Raw genomic sequence first — 22710 nt, forward strand, 5'->3', positions numbered from 1 at the left:
CTGTAACAAAGCCTTAACGCCGCCAGAGATCCGCGTGGCTGGCCAGCGCGCCCTGCAGTTTCGCCAGCATTCGGTTCGCCGGACCCGAAGACGGAATCCTGCCGGTTTTCAGGCGATTGACGGTGCATTCTACGGAGCAGGGTAAACCTGTCAGCGGATCGAAATAGCGGGGATAATCGACCAGCGTCGCATGAACCAGCGCCTCGAGCGTGGGGCGGGGACCATGCAGCCGGCGCGCGGGCACCGGCCCGATGTCCCGCGTCAGACCCCATCCCGCGTAGAAAGGCGCGCCCAGTGTCACCACCTGGCATCCGCGCAAGAGCGCCTCGAACCCGGTGAGCGAGGTCATGGTCCAGACCTCATCGACCTCGCGCAGGAGGGCCCCGATATCACATCGGTCCAGGACCACGTCGGCCCAGCGGTCCGGATTGTCGACGACGCCGGTTCGCAAACCGGCCTCAACGTCCGGATGGGGTTTCCACAGGATCACCGCATCAGGATTTTCCAGGCGAGCGCGCGCCAGAAGGTCGGCGTTGCGGCGGACGTCCGGGCTGCCCGATAGAATGGAGGCGTCGTCCTCGACCTGTCCCGGCACCAGAATGCGGCGGCCTGCGGGCAGATCGGGCAGGGAACCGGACAGGTTGTATTTGGACAAGTTATCCGTGACGAGAGTTAGGATCAGCCTGTGGATACGTCGTGTCTGGTCGGGTCGCAGTCCAGTGGCACGTTTTTGAATCCAGCCTTCGAGGTCCGAAGTACGGGTCGGATCGTAGTAGATTCCCCTGGAATCCAGCACCAGGGACAGCGGTGGGACCAGATCGGCCCCCAAACCGCGCGATCTGAGAAAGCCATCTTCGACTCGTACGGTTTCTCCGCTCGCCTTGCCGGCCCAACACATCTGGGCACGTCCCTCCCGGTTGGCGATATCCCCGGCTCTGTTCACATTATCTTCGAAGCGTATCCGGCTTTGGCGCCCAAAGAATTTCTGCAAGTGTCGTCTTTTCCACAGGCGCATGCCGGAGGCGACCCAGCCGGCCCTGTCCTCGCGCCATGCGCGGGCCTGTGCCTCGAGCGCGCCAAGGGTATCCTCGATTTCGCACAGCTGATCGCTATGCGGGTCGTACCAGTGGGGGAAGAGGATCAGTGCCCCGGCACACAGCTGCGCGCGTGTCAGCCGGGCAGTACGGCGCGGGATGACCTCTTCATCCTGTGTCAGTCCCCAGCCCGCGTAGAAGGGTAGGCCGAACACGCGCGGACGATGCCCTGCCAGGATCGCTTCGAACCCTATCTGGGACGAGACGGTATAGACCGAGGTGGCCCCCTCCAGCAGGGACCATGGCGAGGCGGGGCCATCATAAAGCGTAACCTCTCCGCCCGCATCCTCTGGCGTGTAGTGCCCGGGGCGGTAGCCCGCGCCGGTTTCCGGATGAGTCTTCAGCACGATGCGCGCGCCGGGGTTTTCCTCTCTCGCGACGAAAAGCATCTCGAGAAACCGTGCGCGATCCGCCCCGCTGGCTCGGACTGAGGCGTCGCCGCGCGTCTGGTCGATCACCAGCACATAGCCCGGCTCGGGCGGATCGACGTCCAGCCGTGTGGCGGAATACTTGCTGAGATGCGCCTCTTGCATGCGCGCCATGACGCCCCGCGCCCGGTCCAGAAGGGCGGTATCGTCCAGGGGATGCGTATTCAGCAGGGTTTCTAGGTCGGATGGCCTGCGCCCGTCGAAATGCACGCCGCGATGGTCGATCAAGAGGCCCAGCGGCGGCTCTCCGGCGCGACCGGGGTGCAGTGAGCGCAGGAAGCCATCCTCGATCCTGACCAGGCCGGCCCCGGTCCGTTTGGCCACGGTCTCGCCTCGATGCGCGTAGGGCGATTGGCCCCAGACGCCCACAAGGTCCTCGGGGCCGGGTCGACCAAGGGTCACGCGATAGCCAGCCAGCCGGAGGATGCGGCGCAACCGGCTGTGCCAGAGAAACCCGCCATTGTAGACGTGCAAACGCCGGGGGCTGGGGCCCCCGGCGCTCACCGTTTCAATGTGTCCGTTGGCCAAGGCGGCTCATTCACCCGACAGCGTGTCGGCGGCAGTGGTCAGCGTGCTGACCGCGCCCAGCGTACCGGTCAGGGCGGCAATCACCTTGTTCCACTGGGTAAAGGGCGCCTCCGTGACGTACAGCGTGTCCTGGTCGCGGATCACGAAGTCCCGGGCCATGAACATGCCGTTGGGTTCGGTCAGGTCCAGGACGTAGACCATGCGCTGCGCTCCGATCAGGTCGTCACGGCCAAGCACCTGGTTGGCCACCTCCGCAGGTTCGTTGCGCAGGACGAAAACGCCGGTCGGGTCCGCGGCGGCGGCCATCAGCCCGCCGACCTGGGCAATTGCCTCAACAGCGGAGATGACCTGGCTGTCAAAGGGCACACGCGCCTGGGTGCCGGTGGCCCCCAGCGCGGTGAAGGACCGGGTGTCCTCCTCGACAAGGATGCGGTCGCCACCGCGCAGGGCGATGTCGAACTTGGGGTTCTCGTAGAGGTCCTGGAACCAGATCTTGCCCTTGTGGTCGCCGCGCAGGACGGTGATCTGTGCGATTTCAGGATCGATGGAGATGCCGCCCGCGCGGGCCAGCATGGCCGACAGGGTGCGCGTCGGCCGTTCGATGGCATAGACGCCCTGGCCGCCCACGGCGCCCACCAGGCTGACGGTCGATCCGTCGCCCGCGACGCGGCGCACCTCGACCTGCGGATCGGGGGTCTGGTCTTCGAGCCGTTCGGTGATGATCCGGCGGATGCGTTCGGGCGTGTTGCCCGCGGCGCGAATGCGCCCGGCGTAGGGGACAAAGATGAAGCCTGCGCCATCCACCTGCACCTCTTCGAGGACGGTGGAATTGGCAGCCTCGGCGGCCAGCAGGCCGTCATCGACGTTTTCCCAGATGGTCAGGCCCAGCGTATCGCCCGGGCGGATCGTGTCAGAGCCCAGAACGCCTGCGTTCTTGAACGCTTCGGTAAACCCCAGCGCCGGAACAACAGAGGTCGCGCGCGTCACGCGGTCGTTTACGGAAACGATGAAGGCGTCACCCTCGCGCTGAACCGATCCGGCAAAAATTTCGCGTTTGTTGGGGCCAACGCGGGGAAGGCCGCAGGCCGCCACAAGCGATACCGCGACCAGGAGCGCGACTCCACGCGCCCACCGGAGAGGGGGTTGTTTCACTGCTCGGTCTCCTCGACCTGTTTTGTTCTGCCTCAGGTTTTTTGTGCAACCTACCGGAGTCCGGCCAAAAAAGCCAGTCCGGGGTTGCCGGCGCGTCAGTGCACGACGCGCAACTGTTGCCTCGGCGCCGCGGTGCCACGGGACAGGGCATCATAGGGATCGTCGGGCGATAGCATCATGTCGACAACCTGTCGCAGCAGTTGTCGCCTTCCGCGCGCCGAGTAGAAACCGCCGGGCAATTGCGAGGTTTCCAGCAGGTAGCGCCGGTAGTCCTTGTAGGCCTTGTTGTCCGGCCGTGTGGGCAATGCAAAAAAGTCCGGCAGGGGTTGGGTCGAGACGAACTCTGGCTTGGCGTAGACCGCGTCGCCGAAGACCTTGATCGGTATGCCACGCCACAGAACCTGCTGGGCTGCGGTGGAATTGACCGTCACCGCGCTGCGGGCATCGTTCAGGAGTTGCGCCAGCTTGCCACCGCGGACGTAGTGCACCCGGTCGGCCACCCCGTGTTTCCGCGCCGATTGCGCCACGGCACGGCGCACCTGCGCGCGGCCATCTTCCAGCGGATGGGCCTTGAACACCAGGTGGTGGTGGCCCGGCGCGCCCTCGGCAAAGCCCGCGATTACCAGGTCGACGAAATCGGGCATCGTGTCGAACGGAGAGTGCTGCTGGAAGCTGGAATCATGTTCCAGCTGCATCAGAGCCAGGTGATAGGGAAATCCGCCCATGCGGATGCGCGTGGTCGCGATCACGCGATCCGCCCAGCCGAAAGGCATCAGCAGCAGACGTTTCAAATACAGCACGAATTCCTGGAACACGCTGAGCGAGCGGTGCGGCTGGAAGTTGCGATACTCCCCGTTCCGGAACATCACGAACCAGTGGTACAGCGCGCCGTAGAAGATGTGCTGGCGCATGTCGCCCCAATGGGCCGGAGGCAGCGGCGCCTCCATGTCCGACAGTTCGAGCGCCCGGCGCATGTCATCCACGCTCATCCGCATGAGCCGCGAATGCCCGTTCGAACCTCCGCGTTCATAGGTGACCCAGTAGGGCCGCATGTAACCTTCCTCGAAGACATGCACCGTCAACCCGCGCGCCTTGGCCTCTTCGACGGCCTGGGCGTGGATCGCCCGCACGTCGCCGTATAGCACGATGTCCGTGATGCCGCGCGCCTCGACGAGGTCGCAAAACCAACGGCGCCACTCATCGGGGATGCCGCGATAGGGCAGGTAGCTTTTCGGGTGAAACCAGAAGGCGCGGTCACCGGCGTTGAAGCCCACGCGCCAGACCTCGGCACCGGTCTTGCGCAGCATGGCGCCGAGCCGGTGAAAGAACGGCCCGTGCGGTCCCTGAAGGAACAGAAAGACCCGTTTGTCGCCAGTTGCCTTGACCATGATGCCGCTATATGTCCGGTTGCTGAGCAAAGTTCTACCGCGCGAGTTCGACGAAAATAAGGCTTTGAAGGCCGGGAAAGGGCAAGGCATGTTCACAGGCATCGTCACAGACATGGGCACTGTTCGGACGCTGGAGCACCGCGGCGACCTGCGTGTGCGCATCGGCACATCCTATGACACCGCTGGTATCGACATGGGGGCTTCTATCGCCTGCAATGGTGTCTGCCTGACCGTCGTGGGCCTGGGCGACGATTGGTTCGACGTCGACATCTCGGCCGAGAGCGTCTCCAAGACCAATATCGGAGACTGGGCCGAGGGCATGCGGATCAATCTGGAACGCGCGCTCAAGGTGGGCGACGAACTGGGCGGGCACATCGTGTCCGGCCATGTCGATGGTGTCGCCGAGGTCGTGGCCATGGTGGACGAGGGTGACAGCACCCGCGTGACCTTTCGCGCGCCCGAGGCACTGGCGAAATTCATCGCGCCCAAAGGCTCGGTTGCGCTGAACGGCACGTCCCTCACGGTGAACGAAGTCGACGGTCGCGATTTCGGCATAAACTTCATCCCGCACACCAAGGAGGTGACGACCTGGGGCGGGATCAAGGTGGGTGACCGCATCAACCTCGAGATCGACACGCTGGCGCGCTATGTTGCGCGCCTGCAGGAATGGGGTTGAGCGCGTTCTGAACCGCCTCTGACCGGCAATGAGCGATACGGGACTCCAGACGCCGGATCACTCCGCCGGCTGGAACCCCACGATCAGTTGCCGCAGACCCAGCGCCGCCCCGGCAAAGATCGCGGCAAAGGTCACCGGTGCCGAGATGGCCAGCACGGAAAAGGCGCTGAGCCCCTGGCCGATGGAGCAGCCCAGGGCAATGACCGCGCCGCCGCCCATGAGGGCCGCGCCGATGATCTGGCGGCGCAGTTCCCTGGGGTCCTCGCAGGCCTCCCAGCGGAAGTGTCCCTTGAAGAGCGAGCCGATGAAGGCCCCGGACCAGACGCCCGCCACGGAGCCTACCGCAAAGCTCAGGGGGCGGGCAGATCCGGTCATCCACCACAGGATCGTGTCGCCCAGCGGGGCGGCAAAGCTGTGGGACACCACCGGCAGCGCCTCGAACCCGGTGCGGGCCACCCACGATGTGCCCGCCCAGGCGCCCACCACGGCGAGGCCCACGGCCGCCGCCCAGGCCACCTTTGACGGCTTTTCCCAGACCGCGCGCGATGCCGCGGAGCCGATCAGGATCAATGCACCGATCCCCATGCCGATCAGGTTGACCGAGATACCGCTCAGCGCGGCCAGCTGGTGCGCGATGCCCGGCGGCACCTCGGTCGTGACCGGCTCTTGCGGGAAAACCAGCGCGCGCAGCGGCGCCAGCGGGCCGGAGAGCACGACAAAGGTTGCCACGCCCATGACCAGCACGATCACGAAACTGCGCAGGTCACCGCCGCCCAGCCGGGCAATCGCGCCGTAGCCGCACATCCCCGACAGCGCCATCCCGTAGCCGAAGACGAGTCCGCCCAGGATCGAGGCCAGCGGCATCCAGCGGATCGACAGGTAGTAGGTCGCGGTATCGGCCAGGAGACCCGAGGCCATGAGGGCAAAGCTGCCCAGCACCGCCAGCCCGATCGCCATGCCCCACATCCGAAGCCGTACGGTGGACCCGCCATAAAGCGCGTCCTCGATCGCCCCCAGGGTGCAGAAGCGGCCAAGCCGCGCAGCAAGCCCCAAGGGCACACCCGTGGCCAGCCCCACCAGGGCGACCAGGTGATACTCGGTCAGATAATCCATCATGCACGGGCCCTCCTCCTGACCCGCCAAACCTGGCCCGCATACTATGCAAGTGTCCCCGAAACCGCGCAAGCGTCCTCGCGATGCGTTGGCCGCGCGGGCGTCAGGCCTCGTCGTCGTCGCGGCAGAACAGGTCGTAGACGCATTCGAGCATCTTTCGCGGCCTGTCGTCCGCCAGGCGGTAGTAGATCGCCTTGCCGTCCCGGCGCGGCACCACCAGCCCTTCCAGCCGCAGGCGCGACAACTGCTGGCTGACGGCGGCCTGGCGTGCGGAGAGCAGTTCTTCCAGCTCGGTCACGGATTTCTCACCCGTGACCAGATGGCACAGGATCATCAGGCGCCCTTCGTGGCTGATCGCCTTTAGAAAGGACGAGGCGGCGGTTGCCTTGTCCACGATGGCGTCAAGCTCGTCGTCCGTCAGATCGTCATGCAGTACCGGAAGTGCCATGCGTCCGCTCCACCTCAATCCTTGCCGGCTGTCTCGAAACCCGTGTGCTCGCCAAGAAGCTTGGCGAAGATCGGCCAGAAGAAATCCTCGCCCACGTAACCTTCCATCCGGGCGATCTCGGCGTCGCCTTTAACAAGGATGAAGGTCGGCGTGAAGTTCACACCTCGGGCATAGGTGATGCCCTCGGGCGGACCCATGTGCAGGTCGGCGCGTACCAGCGGGGCGAATTTGCCTTCATCCGTGTTGGGGTAGGCCGGCGCGATCTGGTCGTTCCAGGCCGCGCAATAGGCGCAGCCGGGCTGTTCCACCATGACAAGGCGATACTCGCTTGCCAGGGCTGGGAAGGTGGATAGGGTCACCCCGAAGCAGGTGACCAGAAGAAATATGAAAGATCGCATGTTGCACCGATTGACGCAGGCCTGACGGACAACTTAATCTGAATATGTGAATTGATCAAGGAAAGGCGCCACCAGTGCTCGACATTTCATTCGCGGGCGCAGCATTTGCCGGTCTGTTAAGCTTCTTCACACCCTGTATCCTGCCGATGGTGCCCTTTTACCTGTGCTACATGGCGGGGATTTCCATGTCCGAACTGCGCGACGACGCGGGAATCACGCCCGGCGCGCAGCGGCGGCTGATCCTGTCGTCTGTCTTTTTTGCCGCCGGCGTGACGACGATCTTTGTCCTGCTCGGGATGGGGGCGACGGCAGTGGGGCAGGCCTTTGCCGACTACATGGACTACCTGAAATGGGTGGCGGTCGCGGTCCTGTTCCTGTTCGGGCTGCATTTCATGGGCGTGATCCGCATTGGCCTGTTGTACCGCGAGGCCAAGATCGAAAGCAGCGCCGAGCCGACCACGATCTTTGGCGCCTATGCGATGGGGCTGGCCTTTGGCTTTGGCTGGACGCCCTGCGTGGGGCCGGCGCTGGCCTCGATCCTGATGATCGCATCGGGGATGGGCGACATCGGGCGCGGCGGTCTTTTGCTGCTGGTCTATGGTATCGGCATGACGGCCCCTTTCATCATCGCGGCGCTGTTTTCGGGGCCGTTCCTGAAGTGGACGGCACGCCATCGGGACAAGCTGCAATATGTCGAGAAACTGATGGGCGGGATGCTCATCCTGTTTGCGATTCTCATCGCGACGGATACGGTGAACGTCATCGCCCAGTGGATGATCGAGACCTTCCCGGCGTGGACATCGCTGAGCTGACGGCATTTCTGGTACGCGGTCGCGGGACCGTCAGGGTCCGGCCGCGCAAAGTGAGAGGAGACAAGCGATGAAGACCTGGATCGGCGCGGCCCTGGCCGTGCTCATGGCGCTGCCGGTGGCGGCGCAACAGATGGGCGATGACGGCCTCTACAAGAACCCCTGGATGCGCGACACTTTCAAGGACCTGCGCGAGGATCTTGACGAGGCAAACGCAGAGGGCAAACGGCTTGTCCTCTTCTTCGAGCAGCGTGGCTGCATCTATTGCAAGAAGATGCACGAGGAGGTCTTCACCGACCCCGAGGTTTCGGAGTTTATCGCCGAGAACTACTTTGTCGTGCAGCTGAACCTGCATGGCAGCACCGAGGTGACGGATTTCGACGGCGAGGTGCTGCAGGAACGGGAAATGGCCCGCAAGTGGCGCGTGTTGTTCACCCCGACCATCGTTTTCCTGCCCGAGGAAGTGCCCGAGGGTATGACCGCGATGGACGCGCAGGTCGCGGTGATGCCGGGTGCCTTCTCCAAGGGCACTTCGCTGGACATGTTCACCTGGGTGGCCGAGAAACGTTACGAGATCCAGGACGAGACCGGCGAGGATTTCCAGCGCTACCACGCGCGCCGCATCCAGGAGCGCGACAACGGCAAGTTCGACTGAAACTGTCGGGATCGATTCGACGATGGTCGCAATTGACCGTTCCGGGGTGGGTCTGAGCGTGACCCACACCGACTGCCTCGAAAACGGGCGGAGAAAGGCGGGGTGCAACCCAGGATTGCGCCTCGCCATGACCCTAAGGCGCTGGGAAAGCGTTGGCGAAGATGCCGGGCTGGGCGGGCGCGACCTTTCGCAACTTTCTGAAAAATAAAGGTAAAATTCAGATCCCCCTTGGCCAGAGGCCAGGTGACCCAGCTTTGGCGGCCAATGCGGCATGCGACCAAACGGAGCAATAATTCATATCCGTGAATTTGTTGTTGCGTTCGTGCAACCCTGTGGCCTACGGTATACGCTAATAGCGATGAGCGAAGGTCCGATCTCAATTTCGGGTCGCAAGCCTAGGGAGGGAACATGAGGCTTACAGCAATCACCGCAGCGGTGGCCCTGGTGGCCGGTGCCGCATTTGCGGAAACCGTCGCCCCCGATGACGTTGTGTACGGCGAATACGGCGAAGTGAATGCATCCCTGACAGGTGTGCCGGGCGATGCGGACAACGGTCTTGTGGTGTTTTCGACCAAGTCCAAGGGCAACTGCGTGTCCTGTCACGCCGTGGCTCAGCTTCCCGATGTGCCCTTCCAGGGCGAAGTCGGCCCCGAGCTGACCTGGACCGGCGAGGCCCGTACCGCCGAGGAACTGCGGGGCATCGTGGCCAACGCCAAGCACACTTTCGAGGGCACCGTTATGCCCGCATTCTACAAGACTTCCGGTTTCATCCGTCCGGGTGACGGATACACCGGCAAGGCCCCCGAGGGCGATCTGCCGCCGATCCTGTCGGCGCAGGACGTCGAAGATTTGGTCGCCTTCCTTCTGACTCTCAAAGAAGAGTGACCGGGTTTATCTGAGGAGAAACATGATGGACTTCACGAGACGTGACACGCTGGCGCTCGGCGCCGGTGCCACCGCGATGGCCCTGCTTCCGCTGAGCGCATTTGCACAGGCCGACCCGAATGCCGAACTCGTCGGCGCCCCCGACGATTTCCTGGCCGGTGCCGATGCCGCCGCCGGTGACCTGACGCTGACCGCGCCGGAAATTGCCGAGAACGGCAACACCGTTCCGATCTCTGTCGACGCCCCCGGCGCCGTCGAGGTGCGCGTCTATGCGCTGGGCAACCCGACCCCGGGCGTCGCCACTTTCCGCTTCGGCCCGCTCGCCGGGTCGCAGGCCGCATCCACCCGTATCCGCCTTGCCGGCACCCAGGACGTGCAGGCCATCGCCAAGATGGCGGACGGCAGCTACCAGACCGCGATGAAGACCGTGAAGGTCACCATCGGCGGCTGCGGCGGCTGATCCTGCGGCTAACCTAGAGGAGTTCTGAGAAATGGCATCTGGTGTCAAACCCCGCGTCAAGGCCCCCAAGAAGGCATCCGCCGGTGAGGTCGTGACCATCAAGACCCTGATTTCCCACAAGATGGAATCGGGTCAGCGCAAGGACAGCTCGGGCAACGTGATCCCGCGCTCGATCATCAATCGCTTCACCTGCGACTTCAATGGCGAGAACGTCATTGACGTCGTGCTGGCCCCGGCGATCTCGACCAACCCGTACTTCGAATTCGATGCGACCATCCCGGAAGCAGGCGATCTGAAGTTCACCTGGTACGACGATGACGGCGACGTCTACGAAGAGACCAAGTCGGTCGTAGTCGGCTGACCAGAAGAGCTAGTCCTGCCCCGCACACCGCGGGGCAGGATCGCCAATCGGGAGGGTAACAACATGAAATTCAAGGCAATGACGGCTGTCGCCGCACTGCTGTTTGCGCCCGCGGCCTTCGCGGGCGGTGCCGACGACGACACACTGATCGTCAACGGCGACATCGAGATGACGACCAAGGCTCCGGCGCCCGCCCACCTGGACGGTGTTCTGGACGAGATCATCTCGGGCTGGCACTTTCGCTCGGACGAGACTCAGCAGCTTCAGGCCGACGACTTCGAGAACCAGGGCATGATCTTCGTCGACCAGGCGATGGACATCTGGAACACGGCCGAGGGGTCCGAAGGCAAGGCATGTTCGGATTGTCACGCCGACCCTGCCGACAGCATGGCCGGTGTTGCTGCGACCTATCCCAAGTGGAACGAGGACGCCGGCGAGCTGCGCACCGTGCAGATGCAGGTCAACGACTGCCGCGTGAACCGCATGGGCGCCGACGCCTGGAAGTATGACGCCACCGATGCCGTCTCGATGGAGGCGATGATCGCCTCGCATTCGCGCGGCATGCCGGTGAACGTCGCCATCGACGGTCCGGTTGCCGATGCCTGGGAAAAGGGCAAGGAAATCTACTACACGCGCTACGGCCAGCTCGAGCTTGCCTGCGCCTCCTGCCACGAGGAAAACTACGGCAACTACATCCGTGCCGACCACCTCAGCCAGGGCCAGATCAACGGTTTCCCGACATACCGTCTGAAGAATGCCAAACTGAACGGCGCTCACAGCCGCTTCAAGGGCTGCATCCGGGACACCCGCGCAGAAACCTTCAGCCCGGGTTCGGACGAATTCATCGCGCTTGAGCTTTACGTCAAGTCGCGTGGCAACGGCCTGTCGGTCGAAGGCCCCTCCGTCCGTAACTGAATAAACGACCCCGCGTCAGGTGACTGGCGCGGGGTTTCTTCGTTCTAACAAATTCACACATGCGCATGTGTGTCATGAGACAGAAAGACCCCTCCCCATGATCTCAAGACGCGATTTCCTGCAGGTGAGTATGGCGGCCTCGGCGATGCTCGGGACTTCCGGTTTTGGCAACTGGGCCCGGCTCGCCGCCCAGCAGAGCCTGACGCAGGACCAGCTTCTGCAATTCGACACCTTTGGCAACGTCAGCCTGATCCACGTCACCGACATCCATGCGCAGCTGATGCCGATCTACTTCCGCGAGCCTTCGGTCAACATCGGGGTCGGTGGCAACCGTGGCGCTGTCCCGCATGTCACCGGTTCGGATTTCCGCAAGCTTTACGGCATCGAGGACGGGTCGCGCTCTCATTACGCGCTGTCCTCCGGCGATTTCAGCGCCCTGGCGCAGGCCTATGGCAAGGTTGGCGGCATGGACCGTGTCGCGACTGTGGTGAACGCCATCCGTGCGGATCGTCCCGATGCCCTGCTGCTGGACGGTGGCGATACCTGGCACGGCTCTTACACCTGCTACCACTCCGAGGGGCAGGACATGGTCAACGTGATGAACGGGCTGAAGCCCGATGCGATGACATTCCACTGGGAATTCACCCTGGGCACCGACCGTGTGACCGAACTGGTCGAGGGTCTGCCCTTTGCCGCATTGGGTCAGAACATCTTTGACGCCGAGTGGGACGAGCCCTCGGAGCTGTTCAAACCCTACCAGTTCTTCGAACGCGGCGGCGTCAAGATTGCCGTCATCGGTCAGGCCTTCCCCTACATGCCGATCGCCAACCCGCGCTGGATGTTCCCGGAATTCTCCTTCGGTATCCGCGACGAGAACATGCAGGCAATGGTCGACGAGGTGCGCGCGCAGGGGGCCGAGCTGGTCGTCTGCCTAAGCCACAACGGGTTTGACGTAGACAAGAAGATGGCCTCGAAGGTCACCGGCATCGACGTGATCCTGACCGGCCATACCCATGACGCGCTGCCGGAACCGGTGCTGGTGGGCGAGACGATCCTGATCGCCTCCGGCTCCAACGGCAAATTCGTCTCCCGCGTCGATCTCGACGTGCGCGATGGCCGCATGATGGGCTTCCGCCACAAGCTGATCCCGATCTTCTCGGACGTGATCGCGCCCGACCCGCAGATGGCCACCCTGATCGAAGAGCAGCGCGCGCCCTACAAGGCGGACCTCGAAGAAGTGATCGGCCAGACCGACTCGCTGCTTTATCGCCGCGGCAACTTCAACGGCACCTGGGACGACCTGATCTGCGACGCCCTGCTGAGCGAGCGTGAGGCTGACATCGCCATGTCGCCGGGCGTCCGCTGGGGGCCGTCGCTGATCCCGGGCGATGACATCACCCGCGAGGACATCTGGAACGTCACCAGCATGACCTACGGCAAGGCTTACCGGTCCGAGATGACCGGCGAGTTCATCAAGGTCATCCTCGAGGACGTGGCTGACAACATCTTCAACCCCGATCCCTACTACCAGCAGGGCGGCGACATGGTCCGCATCGGGGGCATGGGCTACCGCTGCGACGTGAACAAGCCGCAGGGCGAACGGATCTCGGACATGGTGCTGCTCAGCACCGGCGAGGCCATCGACCCGGCCAAGAACTACGTGGTCGCGGGCTGGGCCTCGGTCAACGAGGGGACCGAGGGGCCGCAGATCTGGGATGTGGTCGAAAACCATATCCGCAAGCAGGGCACGGTTTCGATCCAGCCCCGTGACAATGTCGAAGTGGTCGGCGCCTGAACGCAACCACGTTTTTCCGGCGGGCCTCGGCCCGCCGAAATTCTCGCCAAGTCATTCACATAGATGAATGAAATGATCCGTAAGGAGAACGCAATGAGCAAGGAAACGAAAGGCACCTCCCGCCGCCAGTTCCTGACCAGTGCCGCGGCGCTGGGGGCAGGGGCCGTGGCCGCCACGGGCGCCCGCGCCGCCGGTCCCGACCCGCTGATCACCGAAGTGCAGGACTGGGCGTCCGGCTTTGGCCACGGCGTTGACGAGGTCCCCTATGGCCTGCCGATCAAGTTCGAGGACGACGTCATCCGCCGCAACGTGGAATGGCTGACCGCCGACACGATCTCTTCGATCAACTTCACCCCGATCCACGCACTGGACGGGACGATCACGCCGCAGGGCTGCGCGTTCGAACGCCACCACTCGGGCGCCATCGAGCTGTCCAAGCCGGATTACCGCCTGATGATCAACGGCCTCGTGGACCAGCCGCTGGTCTTTACCTATGACGACCTGGAACGCTTTCCGCGCGAACAGCACGTCTATTTCTGCGAATGCGCGGCCAACACAGGCATGGAATGGGCGGGCGCGCAGCTGAACGGCGCCCAGTTCACCCACGGCATGATCCACAACATGGAATATACCGGCGTGCCCCTGCGCACCCTGCTGGCCGAAGCGGGCCTCGATGCGGCGGGCGATTTCAAGGACAAGTGGGTCTATGTCGAGGGCGCCGATGCCTCCTCCAACGGGCGTTCGATCCCGATGGAAAAGGCGATGGACGACGTTCTGGTGGCCTTCAAGGCCAATGGCGAGGCCCTGCGCAAGGAGCACGGCTACCCGGTGCGACTTGTCGTGCCCGGTTGGGAAGGCAACATGTGGGTCAAGTGGCTGCGCCGTGTCGAGGTCATGGATGGCCCGGTGGAAAGCCGTGAGGAGACCTCGAAATACACCGACACGCTGGCCGACGGCACCTCGCGCAAGTGGACCTGGGTCATGGATGCGAAATCCGTCGTCACCTCGCCCAGCCCGCAGGCGCCGATCAAGCACGGTCACGGTCCGGTGGTCATCACCGGCATGGCCTGGTCCGGCCACGGCAAGATCACCCGCGTCGATGTCTCCAAGGATGGCGGCATGACATGGGAAACCGCGCGTCTCGCCTCCGAAGGCCAGGACAAGGCACTGACCCGCTTCTACCTGGACACCACTTGGGAAGGCGAGGAATGGCTGCTTCAGTCGCGCGCGATCGACGAGACGGGCTATGTCCAGCCGACCAAGGCTCAACTGCGTGATGTGCGCGGCCTGAACTCCATCTATCACAACAACTGCATCCAGACCTGGCACGTCAAAGCCAACGGGGAGGCCGAAAATGTCGAAGTCTCTTAATCTCTACGTCGGCACCATTGCAGGCGTCGGCCTGATGCTGGTCGCTGCCTACAACTTTGCCGACCGCAATGTTGCGGATTTCCCGGACAACCCGCAGATGCTGGGCGAACTTCCGGCGCCGATCCCAGAGCCAGAGGCCCCGGTCAAGACCGCCGTTGCCCCCGAGGCCCTGGACGGCGGCATCATCGGTGCCGCCCATGCGGACAACGGCGACACCAAGGGCCTGCGCTTTGGCCTGGGCCGCGGCGCGCTGCCCGAGGAAATCGCCGCCTGGAACCTCGACGTCAGCCCCGACGGCACCGGCCTGCCGGCGGGCAGCGGCAATGCTTTTGACGGCGAAGCGATCTTCGAGGAACAATGCGCGGTCTGCCACGGCTCCTTTGCCGAGGGCGTGGGCAACTGGCCCAAGCTGGCAGGCGGTGACGGCACACTGGCGGATGAGGACCCGCTCAAGACCGTGGGCTCTTACTGGCCCTATACCTCGACCGTCTGGGACTACGTCCACCGCTCGATGCCTTTCGGCAACGCGCAGTCGCTGTCGGTTGATGATACCTATGCTATCGTGGCCTACATCCTCTACTCGAACGACATCATCGACGACGAGTTCGAGCTGAACCAGGACACGCTGCCCGAGGTGGTGCTGCCCAACTCAGATGGCTTCATCGTCGATGACCGGGCCGAGACCGAGTACAGCAAGTGGCGGACTGAGCCTTGCATGGAAAACTGCAAGGATGGTCCGGTCGAGATCACCATGCGCGCCACCGTTCTGGACGTGACGCCTGAAGAGGCAGTCGAGGAGCCCGCCGCGACCGATCCGGCCCCGGAGCCGGCCGCCGCCGTGGACCCGGCCCCGGAACCCGCTGCCGAACCGGCGGCAGACCCTGCCGCGGCCCCTGCCGCAACCGACGCGCCGGACCCGGAACTGGTCGCGGCTGGCGAAAAGGTCTTCAACAAGTGCAAGGCCTGCCACCAGATCGGTGACGGCGCCAAGGATCGCGTCGGCCCGCAGCTCAATGGCATCGTCGGACGCGAGATCGGCTCTGTCGAGGGCTTCAAGTACTCCAACACGATGGGCAGCATGGATGGCGCCTGGGATGCAGAGACACTGGCGGCCTTCCTTGCCGATCCGCGTGGCACCGTGAAAGGCACCAAGATGGCCTTTGCCGGCCTGCGCAAGGACTCGGATGTCGAGGCGCTGATCGCCTATCTTTCGTCCTTCTCACAATAGGACGCATGACATGATGAAGAGGCTGATCATAACGGCCCTCGTCGCGCTGGCCCCCCTCGTGGGGCCAGCAACCGCAGAGGAGGAGGCCCAGCTCATCGGCGATGCCGAGCGCGGGGAAGACCTGTTTCGTCAATGCATCGGATGCCACCAGATCGGCCCCGGCGCAAAGAACCGCATCGGCCCGCATCTCAACGGCATCTTCGGACGTCGGGCGGGCAGCCTCGAGGGGTTCGATTATTCCAAGTCGATGGAACGCGCCCACGGCGACGGTCTGACGTGGGAATACGAAACGCTCGATGCCTACATCCAGAACCCGCGCGTGCTGATTTCGGGCACGCGCATGTCCTACCGGGGCATGAGGGACGAACAGGACCGGCATGATGTCCTGGCCTACCTGCGCGCCTTTAGCGCGAACCCGCAGGACATCCCGGAATCCGCGCCGACTGCCGTGGCGCGCGAGGTCGAACTGCCGCCCGAGATCCTGGCGATCGTGGGCGACGTGGCCTATGGCGAATACCTGGCTTCGGAATGCCTAACCTGCCACAAGCGGGATGGCTCGGATGAGGGCATCCCCTCGATCGTGAAATGGCCGGAAGAAGATTTCGTCATCGCCATGCATGCGTACAAGCGCAAGTTGCGTCCGCATCCGGTTATGCAGATGATGGCCGGGCGACTCAGCGATGAGGAGATCGCGGCGCTGGCCGCCTACTTCGCAACTATAGAATGATCGCAGGTTGACCACGGGAGGGTCGGGTATTCCGCAATTGAGCGAAGGCATTCCACAGGCAAGAGTGGCGGTGCAGGACGGAACGTCCTGCCGCGGAGGTGCGCATTTCACCACCGCGCGCGTTGTTCAGGCCCGGGCCCGCATGGCCCCGTGCCAAGTGGATGGTGTTTCTCATGCGGATGTCCTTTGCTCTTCGTATCCTGATGCTGGGCGCGCTTCTGGCGCTGGCGGCGTTCTTCGGCCTCCTGCCGAGTTGATCCCGCCGGGCCAACGCGCCCCAAAGACCTTTCCTTTACCCGATGCGCCCCGCGCCGGCCTCACTGGCCGCGCGGGGTTCGTCGTTTGAGGGAGAGACCCGCGCGCGCACTCTCTGGGAGCAAAAAGGGGAGGGGCTGCGCGCCAATAAAAGAGATTGTCCAACAATGAGGAGACGGACATGACTTTGAACAGACGCACTTTTCTGGGAACTGCCGCGGCAGCGGCCTCGCTTTCGGCACCGATGGTGCAGGCGGCCGGTCACGGCATGCCGCGCGTCGTGGTGATCGGCGGCGGCGCCGGTGGTGCCACCGCCGCGCGTTATGTCGCCAAGGACAGCCAGGGCGAAATCAACGTCACCCTGATCGAACCCACGCGCACCTATTACACCTGCTTCTTTTCCAACCTCTACATCGGCGGGTTCCGCGACCTGCAATCCATCGCCCATGACTACGGCACGCTGGCCGCGGACTACGGGATCAACGTGGTGCACGACTGGGCCGTGGGCGTCGACCGGGATGCAAAGACCGTGTCGCTGGCCGGTGGCGGCAGCGTGCCTTACGACCGGCTGGTGATCTCTCCCGGCATCGACTTCGTCGATGGGGCGGTGCCGGGCTGGGACCTGTCGGCGCAGACCGCCATGCCGCATGCCTACAAGGCAGGGACGCAGACCGCCCTCCTGAAGGCACAGATCGAATCCATGCCCGAGGGTGGCACCTATGTCATGGTCGCGCCGCCCAACCCCTACCGCTGCCCGCCGGGACCCTATGAGCGGATCTCGATGGTGGCCCATGTGCTGAAAGAGCGGAACCCGACGGCCAAGATCCTCATCGCCGACCCCAAGGCCAAATTCTCGAAACAGGCACTGTTCGAGGAAGGCTGGCAAAAGCACTACGGCGGCATGATCGAACGCATCGGCCCGGATTTTGGCGGCGGCAATGTCTCTGTGAACCCGGACACGATGGAGGTCGACATCGACGGCGAAGTGGTCAAGGCGGATGTCTGCAACGTCATACCGGCGCAGAAGGCGGGCACGATCTGTGCCGCCGCCGGGCTGACCGAGGGCAACTGGGCGCCAGTGGACGGCCATTCGATGGTCTCCCGCATGGATGAGAACGTCTACATCCTTGGCGACGCCACCAACCAGGGTGACATGCCGAAATCCGGATTCTCCGCCAATTCGCAAGCCAAAGTCGCGGCGATGGCGGTGCGTGGCGCGCTGACGGGCAGCCGCGTTTTCCCGGCCAAATACTCGAACACCTGCTGGTCTTTGATCTCGACGGACGACGGCATCAAGGTCGGCGCGGCCTACGAGGCGACCGACGAGAAGATCGCCAGCGTGTCCAGCTTTGTCAGCCAGACGGGTGAGGACGCGGCCATGCGCAAGGCGACCTATGAGGAAAGCATCGGCTGGTACGCCGGGATCACCTCGGACATGTTCGGTTGATCCTGTGAGGATATGACAGTTCGGATCGCCGCGCCTTGCGGCGCGGCGATCCGCCGGGGGCTTTGCCCCCGGACCCCCAGAGGTATTTGAAGCCCAAAGAAACACAGGGCGCGGGCCTGCTGGCGGGCGGTGCGCGACGTCCTGCCGCTGTGCTCGCCGGTCCCGGCGCGCGGCGCGCCGGTTGACCTTTCGCGGCAAAGCGCGCTTGTTCTGACCATGCCCCACGGACATCACCATCATCACCACCATGTCGATCCCGAGGCGGGCGATGCCCGCATGGCTGCGGCCGTCGGCGTGAACCTGTTGCTGACCCTGGCGCAGGTCGTCGGCGGTGTCCTGTCCGGCTCGCTGGCGATGATCGCCGATGCGCTGCACAATTTCTCGGACGCGGCCAGCCTGCTGATTGCGGCCCTGGCCCGGCGCATCGCGCGCCGGCCGGCGGATTCCGACATGACCTTCGGCTATGGCCGGGCCGAGGTCGTGGCGGCACTGATCAACCTCACGACGCTGATCGTGATCGGGATGTACCTGGTCTACGAGGCGGTCCTGCGGTTCTTCGACCCGCAGGAGGTGATCGGCTGGCTGGTCATCGTCATCGCGGCCGTGGCCCTGGTGATCGATCTTGCAACCGCCGCACTGACCTACACCATGTCCAAGACCAGCGTGAACATCCGCGCCGCCTTTCTGCACAACATTGCCGATGCGATGGGATCATTGGCCGTGATCCTGGCCGGGGTGTTGATCTGGGCCTTTGGCTGGGTCTGGGTGGATCCGGCGATCACGCTGCTGATCGCGGGCTACATCCTCTGGATGGCCTGGAGCGAGATCGGCGGAGTCATCCGTATCCTGATGCTGGGCAGCCCGCCGCGACTGGCGCCGGAAAGCGTGCTGGCCACCGCCGAGGCGGTGGAGGGCGTCGCCGGATTGCACCATGCGCATCTGTGGCAGATGGATGAACACCAGACCGCCCTGCAGGCCCATATGGTGATCGAAACCGGCGCCTGGGGGCGGGCGGATACGATCAAGCAAACCGTGAAAGCCCGGCTGGAGGAGGCGCATGGCCTGACCCATGTCACGCTTGAGATGGAATGCGCCGCGCATGTCTGTTCCGGCGTGCAAAGGATCGGTCACTGAGCGTCAGGCGGGGAGGTTCAGGGCCGCCAGCAGTGAGGGGATGGACTTGCGGAACTTGAAGAAGCCCGCCCTGGCATGGGGCCAGGCCCGCGCATCGTAGGGGCGCAACAACTGCACCACGTTGTCCAGCTCCTGCAGGATCTCTGCCACCGGACCTGTCGGGGCATGGGCGGTGACGATCTGTTCGGCGCCCAGTTCCGCGGCCATCGCGGCAATATCCCCTGCGGTCCGCGCGGGCCGGGTGGGGCCAAGCTGCGCCTGCCAGCGATCCGCCGTCTCCTGCACCAGATCGGCGCGGAACCGCGTGACCTGGGGTGCTGGGTCCAACGGGCTGAGCCGCGCGCCCGAGGTCAGCAGAGCAGTTCCTGCCGGGCGCAGGCCCGAGTCCAGCAGCCAGCCGGGCGACAGGTCATCCTCGTGCAGCACGAAGAGTGTCGGCAGGTCTGCCTCCATCCGCCCGCCTGCAGGCGGCGACAGAGGCGGCGGCGGGGGCGGGCCATCCAGTGGCGCGGCGGCCGTGTTCAATTCATCATGAGCGGGGGTGAACCGACCTTCGGTGAAGCGGGCGATATTGTCGGGCTGTGCCACATAGGCCTTGCCGCGCGTCTGTAGCCCGGCCACCCATCGCCAGCTCAGCGTGTTCGAGGCGGGATCGCCGTCCAGAAGATGCCGCAGGAAGAAATCCGCACCCAGTTCCCAGGGCAATTGCAGGGTGAAAATCCAGATCGAGGCAAACCACATCCGGGCGTGGTTGTGCAGATAACCGGTCCGGCCCAGTTCCTGCGCCCAGGTGTCGAAACAGTCGAGGCCCGTTTCACCGGTACAGGCCGCCTGCCAGCGTTGCCGCAGGCCGCCTTCGCTTTGCACCCGGTCGATCTGGCGCAACAGTTGCGACCGGTAGCTCTGCCAGATGGAGGGCCGCAGTTCCAACCATCCCTTCCAGTACGTCCGCCAGAACACTTCCTGGATGAATTTGTCCGCCGTTTCCTGGGAATGTCGCGCAAGGACCGCGTGCAGAACCTCTTCTTCCGTCAGGACGCGGTGCCGAAGGTAGGGCGAAAGCTGTGACACCGCGTGGTGCCGCCCCGGGCCGAGGTCGAAATTTCGTCGCGTGGCATAGCGCGCGCCGGCCTCAGGCACGAAGCGGTGCAGTGCCGCTAGCGCGGCGGCATGAGTGGGAGGGAAGGGGGGCGTTGCGGACATGATCCCATAGCTAGCAGGGGCGGACGGGTTTCAAGGCCCGGTCATGTGGCCGGACGCGTTTTCCCCGGCGCCCCTTGCAGCCCCCCAAGGGCGATACTAAGACTCAGGTAACCTTCACGCGTTACCACCGTCCAACAAAGCATCTTCAGGCAGGCACATATGAACGATCCGATCGAGACCTACATGAACCTCGTCCCCATGGTGGTCGAACAGACCAGCCGCGGGGAACGGGCCTATGACATCTTCTCGCGCCTGCTGAAGGAGCGGATCATCTTCGTAAACGGGCCGGTCCACGACGGCATGTCGTCGCTGATCGTGGCGCAGTTGCTGCACCTCGAGGCGGAAAACCCGTCCAAGGAAATCTCGATGTACATCAACAGCCCCGGCGGTGTCGTCACCTCGGGCCTGTCGATCTACGACACCATGCAGTACATCAAGCCCAAGGTCTCGACCCTGGTCATCGGCCAGGCGGCTTCGATGGGCTCGCTGCTGCTGACCGCCGGCGCCAAGGACATGCGTTTCTCGCTGCCCAACAGCCGCATCATGGTCCACCAGCCCTCGGGCGGCTACCAGGGCCAGGCAACCGACATCATGATTCACGCCGAAGAAACGCTGAAACTGAAACGGCGGCTGAACGAGATCTACGTGAAACACACCGGCCAGACCTACGAGGCGGTCGAAAGCGCGCTGGAGCGCGACAACTTCATGGATGCCGAGCGGGCCAAGGAGTGGGGGCTGATCGACGAGATCGTGACCTCGCGCGTGGTCGACGGCGAAAGCGGCGGCGACGCCTGATTAAGCGCCCCGGTCCGCAGGGCGGGCCGGGGCGAATTTTCGGATTGTCGCGCCCGACCACGTGGCCTAAGCTGTCCGAACACTGGCAGCAGGCGGCGTTGTGGGGGCGCAAGGGCCGGTCGCCGGCGAAGCAGGAAACCGGGATAAACCGGGAAAGGTGCGACTGATGGCAACGAATTCAGGCGGTGATAGCAAGAACACGCTCTATTGCAGCTTCTGCGGCAAGAGCCAGCATGAAGTCCGCAAGCTGATTGCAGGCCCCACCGTATTCATCTGCGATGAATGCGTCGAACTGTGCATGGACATCATCCGCGAGGAAACCAAGGGGGCCGGGCTGAAGTCCTCCGAGGGCGTGCCGACCCCGCGCGAGATCTGCGAGGTGCTGGACGATTACGTCATCGGCCAGGCCACCGCGAAACGCGTGCTCTCCGTCGCGGTTCACAACCACTACAAGCGTCTGAACCACGCTCAGAAATCCTCGGATATCGAGCTGGCGAAATCCAACATCCTGCTGATCGGCCCCACCGGCTGCGGCAAGACGCTGTTGGCTCAGACGCTGGCGCGTATTCTCGATGTGCCTTTCACGATGGCCGATGCCACCACGCTGACCGAGGCCGGTTACGTGGGTGAGGATGTCGAGAACATCATTCTCAAGCTGTTGCAGGCGTCGGAATACAACGTCGAACGCGCGCAGCGCGGCATCGTCTACATCGACGAGGTCGACAAGATCACCCGCAAGTCGGAAAACCCCTCGATCACCCGCGACGTGTCGGGCGAGGGCGTGCAGCAGGCGCTGCTGAAACTGATGGAAGGCACCGTCGCCTCCGTGCCGCCGCAGGGCGGGCGCAAGCATCCGCAGCAGGAATTCCTGCAGGTGGACACGACGAACATCCTCTTCATCTGCGGCGGCGCCTTTGCCGGCCTCGACCGGATCATCGCCCAGCGGGGCAAGGGGTCGGCGATGGGCTTTGGCGCCGACGTGCGCGACAATGACGATCGCGGCGTGGGTGAGGTTTTCAAGGACCTCGAACCCGAGGACCTGCTGAAATTCGGTCTGATCCCGGAATTTGTAGGCCGTCTGCCCGTCATCGCCACGCTCGAGGATCTGGACGAGGATGCGCTTGTCACCATCCTGACCCAGCCCAAGAACGCCCTGGTCAAGCAGTACCAGCGCCTGTTCGAGATGGAGGACACCAAGCTCGACTTCACCGATGACGCGCTTTCGGCCATCGCCAAGAAGGCGATCGAGCGCAAGACCGGTGCGCGCGGGTTGCGCTCGATCCTCGAAGGGATCCTTCTGGACACCATGTTCGAACTGCCGGGCATGGAAGAGGTGACAGAGGTCGTCGTGAACGAGGAATCGGTGACATCCGAGGCCAAGCCGCTGATGATCTACGCCGACCAGAAAAAAGAAGGCGCCTCCGCGGGCTGAACTCCGCGAGGCA

Annotated in this window: 22 protein-coding genes; 15 read left to right on the forward strand and 7 right to left on the reverse strand. The window is 64.0% G+C overall.

The features are described from left to right. Window positions 1–13: 13 nt before the first annotated feature. From G9Q80_RS01795 to G9Q80_RS01805, 3 genes are all read right to left on the reverse strand, one after another. Window positions 14–2026 carry a capsule polysaccharide biogenesis protein gene (locus G9Q80_RS01795; RefSeq protein WP_232788287.1) on the reverse strand — a complete coding sequence of 671 codons (2013 nt, stop codon included), beginning with the start codon at window positions 2024–2026 and terminating at the stop codon, window positions 14–16. 30 nt (window positions 2027–2056) lie between these two features. Continuing rightward, window positions 2057–3202 (reverse strand): polysaccharide biosynthesis/export family protein, encoded by a 1146-nt coding sequence (locus G9Q80_RS01800; protein ID WP_088716369.1) that lies wholly within the window; start codon window positions 3200–3202, stop codon window positions 2057–2059. 95 nt (window positions 3203–3297) lie between these two features. Beyond that, window positions 3298–4590, reverse strand: a complete 1293-nt coding sequence (locus G9Q80_RS01805; RefSeq protein WP_069208134.1) for a capsule polysaccharide biogenesis protein — start codon at window positions 4588–4590, stop codon at window positions 3298–3300. An 88-nt stretch (window positions 4591–4678) separates the two neighbouring features. Here G9Q80_RS01805 and G9Q80_RS01810 point away from each other — a divergent pair, with 88 nt between their 5' ends. Further along, entirely contained in the window at window positions 4679–5266 is a 588-nt protein-coding gene (locus G9Q80_RS01810; RefSeq protein WP_069208167.1) for a riboflavin synthase, read from the forward strand. Between the two features lie 57 nt (window positions 5267–5323). Here the strand turns inward: G9Q80_RS01810 and G9Q80_RS01815 are convergent, their stop codons facing one another. The 3 genes from G9Q80_RS01815 to G9Q80_RS01825 all read right to left on the reverse strand — a co-directional run bounded on the left by G9Q80_RS01815 (window position 5324) and on the right by G9Q80_RS01825 (window position 7186). Further along, window positions 5324–6382, reverse strand: a complete 1059-nt coding sequence (locus G9Q80_RS01815) for a YeeE/YedE family protein (RefSeq protein WP_088716370.1) — start codon at window positions 6380–6382, stop codon at window positions 5324–5326. A 100-nt stretch (window positions 6383–6482) separates the two neighbouring features. Next, entirely contained in the window at window positions 6483–6827 is a 345-nt protein-coding gene (locus G9Q80_RS01820) for an ArsR/SmtB family transcription factor (protein WP_043144587.1), read from the reverse strand. Between the two features lie 14 nt (window positions 6828–6841). Beyond that, on the reverse strand, window positions 6842–7186 hold the full coding sequence (locus tag G9Q80_RS01825; protein ID WP_349237760.1) for a thioredoxin fold domain-containing protein: 345 nt from the start codon (window positions 7184–7186) through the stop codon (window positions 6842–6844). A gap of 113 nt (window positions 7187–7299) precedes the next feature. Here G9Q80_RS01825 and G9Q80_RS01830 point away from each other — a divergent pair, with 113 nt between their 5' ends. From G9Q80_RS01830 to G9Q80_RS01885, 12 genes are all read left to right on the forward strand, one after another. Further along, on the forward strand, window positions 7300–8037 hold the full coding sequence (locus tag G9Q80_RS01830) for a cytochrome c biogenesis CcdA family protein (RefSeq protein ID WP_088716372.1): 738 nt from the start codon (window positions 7300–7302) through the stop codon (window positions 8035–8037). 67 nt (window positions 8038–8104) lie between these two features. Beyond that, on the forward strand, window positions 8105–8689 hold the full coding sequence (locus G9Q80_RS01835) for a thioredoxin family protein (RefSeq protein WP_088716373.1): 585 nt from the start codon (window positions 8105–8107) through the stop codon (window positions 8687–8689). A gap of 408 nt (window positions 8690–9097) precedes the next feature. Next, window positions 9098–9574, forward strand: a complete 477-nt coding sequence (soxX, locus tag G9Q80_RS01840; protein ID WP_043144582.1) for a sulfur oxidation c-type cytochrome SoxX — start codon at window positions 9098–9100, stop codon at window positions 9572–9574. A gap of 25 nt (window positions 9575–9599) precedes the next feature. Beyond that, entirely contained in the window at window positions 9600–10034 is a 435-nt protein-coding gene (gene soxY / locus G9Q80_RS01845; RefSeq protein ID WP_043144738.1) for a thiosulfate oxidation carrier protein SoxY, read from the forward strand. Window positions 10035–10065: 31 nt separating this feature from the next. Continuing rightward, the gene (soxZ, locus tag G9Q80_RS01850) at window positions 10066–10395 is read left to right on the forward strand and encodes a thiosulfate oxidation carrier complex protein SoxZ (protein ID WP_088716374.1); all 330 of its coding nucleotides are present in this window, start codon (window positions 10066–10068) and stop codon (window positions 10393–10395) included. A 63-nt stretch (window positions 10396–10458) separates the two neighbouring features. Continuing rightward, on the forward strand, window positions 10459–11310 hold the full coding sequence (soxA, locus tag G9Q80_RS01855) for a sulfur oxidation c-type cytochrome SoxA (RefSeq protein ID WP_069208137.1): 852 nt from the start codon (window positions 10459–10461) through the stop codon (window positions 11308–11310). A gap of 97 nt (window positions 11311–11407) precedes the next feature. Continuing rightward, window positions 11408–13105 (forward strand): thiosulfohydrolase SoxB, encoded by a 1698-nt coding sequence (gene soxB, locus G9Q80_RS01860; RefSeq protein WP_043144579.1) that lies wholly within the window; start codon window positions 11408–11410, stop codon window positions 13103–13105. A gap of 93 nt (window positions 13106–13198) precedes the next feature. After that, window positions 13199–14476 (forward strand): sulfite dehydrogenase, encoded by a 1278-nt coding sequence (soxC, locus tag G9Q80_RS01865; protein WP_088670360.1) that lies wholly within the window; start codon window positions 13199–13201, stop codon window positions 14474–14476. Continuing rightward, window positions 14460–15704, forward strand: a complete 1245-nt coding sequence (locus G9Q80_RS01870) for a c-type cytochrome (protein ID WP_088716375.1) — start codon at window positions 14460–14462, stop codon at window positions 15702–15704. Before soxC ends, G9Q80_RS01870 begins: the two co-directional genes overlap by 17 nt. 10 nt (window positions 15705–15714) lie before the next feature. Further along, window positions 15715–16431: a c-type cytochrome gene (locus G9Q80_RS01875; protein WP_074623132.1), complete on the forward strand. Its 717-nt coding sequence runs from the start codon at window positions 15715–15717 to the stop codon at window positions 16429–16431. A 436-nt stretch (window positions 16432–16867) separates the two neighbouring features. After that, window positions 16868–18133, forward strand: coding sequence for an NAD(P)/FAD-dependent oxidoreductase (locus G9Q80_RS01880; RefSeq protein WP_088670363.1), 1266 nt, complete (start codon window positions 16868–16870; stop codon window positions 18131–18133). Window positions 18134–18349: 216 nt separating this feature from the next. Then, entirely contained in the window at window positions 18350–19267 is a 918-nt protein-coding gene (locus tag G9Q80_RS01885; protein WP_043144735.1) for a cation diffusion facilitator family transporter, read from the forward strand. Between the two features lie 3 nt (window positions 19268–19270). On the opposite strand, the gene G9Q80_RS01890 is transcribed toward G9Q80_RS01885, so the two are convergent. Next, a complete protein-coding gene (locus G9Q80_RS01890) occupies window positions 19271–20470 on the reverse strand; it encodes an FAD-binding domain-containing protein (RefSeq protein ID WP_088716376.1) in 1200 nt (399 codons plus the stop codon). Between the two features lie 159 nt (window positions 20471–20629). Between G9Q80_RS01890 and G9Q80_RS01895 the strand changes: the two genes are divergently transcribed. Further along, window positions 20630–21265 (forward strand): ATP-dependent Clp protease proteolytic subunit, encoded by a 636-nt coding sequence (locus tag G9Q80_RS01895; RefSeq protein WP_043144571.1) that lies wholly within the window; start codon window positions 20630–20632, stop codon window positions 21263–21265. A 166-nt stretch (window positions 21266–21431) separates the two neighbouring features. Then, window positions 21432–22697 carry an ATP-dependent Clp protease ATP-binding subunit ClpX gene (clpX, locus tag G9Q80_RS01900; RefSeq protein WP_043144570.1) on the forward strand — a complete coding sequence of 422 codons (1266 nt, stop codon included), beginning with the start codon at window positions 21432–21434 and terminating at the stop codon, window positions 22695–22697. Window positions 22698–22710: the final 13 nt, after the last annotated feature.

Source organism: Mameliella sp. LZ-28, assembly GCF_012274245.1.
Lineage (GTDB): Bacteria > Pseudomonadota > Alphaproteobacteria > Rhodobacterales > Rhodobacteraceae > Antarctobacter > Antarctobacter albus.

Bases quoted from the DNA above. Each gene is read 5' to 3' on its own strand.
- G9Q80_RS01890 (WP_088716376.1), bottom strand. From the start codon at position 20,470: ATGTCCGCAACGCCCCCCTTCCCTCCCACTCATGCCGCCGCGCTAGCG.
- soxA (WP_069208137.1), top strand. From the start codon at position 10,459: ATGAAATTCAAGGCAATGACGGCTGTCGCCGCACTGCTGTTTGCGCCC.
- G9Q80_RS01875 (WP_074623132.1), top strand. From the start codon at position 15,715: ATGATGAAGAGGCTGATCATAACGGCCCTCGTCGCGCTGGCCCCCCTC.
- G9Q80_RS01810 (WP_069208167.1), top strand. From the start codon at position 4,679: ATGTTCACAGGCATCGTCACAGACATGGGCACTGTTCGGACGCTGGAG.
- soxY (WP_043144738.1), top strand. From the start codon at position 9,600: ATGGACTTCACGAGACGTGACACGCTGGCGCTCGGCGCCGGTGCCACC.
- G9Q80_RS01820 (WP_043144587.1), bottom strand. From the start codon at position 6,827: ATGGCACTTCCGGTACTGCATGACGATCTGACGGACGACGAGCTTGAC.
- G9Q80_RS01895 (WP_043144571.1), top strand. From the start codon at position 20,630: ATGAACGATCCGATCGAGACCTACATGAACCTCGTCCCCATGGTGGTC.
- soxZ (WP_088716374.1), top strand. From the start codon at position 10,066: ATGGCATCTGGTGTCAAACCCCGCGTCAAGGCCCCCAAGAAGGCATCC.
- G9Q80_RS01815 (WP_088716370.1), bottom strand. From the start codon at position 6,382: ATGATGGATTATCTGACCGAGTATCACCTGGTCGCCCTGGTGGGGCTG.
- soxX (WP_043144582.1), top strand. From the start codon at position 9,098: ATGAGGCTTACAGCAATCACCGCAGCGGTGGCCCTGGTGGCCGGTGCC.
- clpX (WP_043144570.1), top strand. From the start codon at position 21,432: ATGGCAACGAATTCAGGCGGTGATAGCAAGAACACGCTCTATTGCAGC.
- soxB (WP_043144579.1), top strand. From the start codon at position 11,408: ATGATCTCAAGACGCGATTTCCTGCAGGTGAGTATGGCGGCCTCGGCG.
- soxC (WP_088670360.1), top strand. From the start codon at position 13,199: ATGAGCAAGGAAACGAAAGGCACCTCCCGCCGCCAGTTCCTGACCAGT.
- G9Q80_RS01835 (WP_088716373.1), top strand. From the start codon at position 8,105: ATGAAGACCTGGATCGGCGCGGCCCTGGCCGTGCTCATGGCGCTGCCG.
- G9Q80_RS01870 (WP_088716375.1), top strand. From the start codon at position 14,460: ATGTCGAAGTCTCTTAATCTCTACGTCGGCACCATTGCAGGCGTCGGC.
- G9Q80_RS01885 (WP_043144735.1), top strand. From the start codon at position 18,350: ATGCCCCACGGACATCACCATCATCACCACCATGTCGATCCCGAGGCG.
- G9Q80_RS01805 (WP_069208134.1), bottom strand. From the start codon at position 4,590: ATGGTCAAGGCAACTGGCGACAAACGGGTCTTTCTGTTCCTTCAGGGA.
- G9Q80_RS01880 (WP_088670363.1), top strand. From the start codon at position 16,868: ATGACTTTGAACAGACGCACTTTTCTGGGAACTGCCGCGGCAGCGGCC.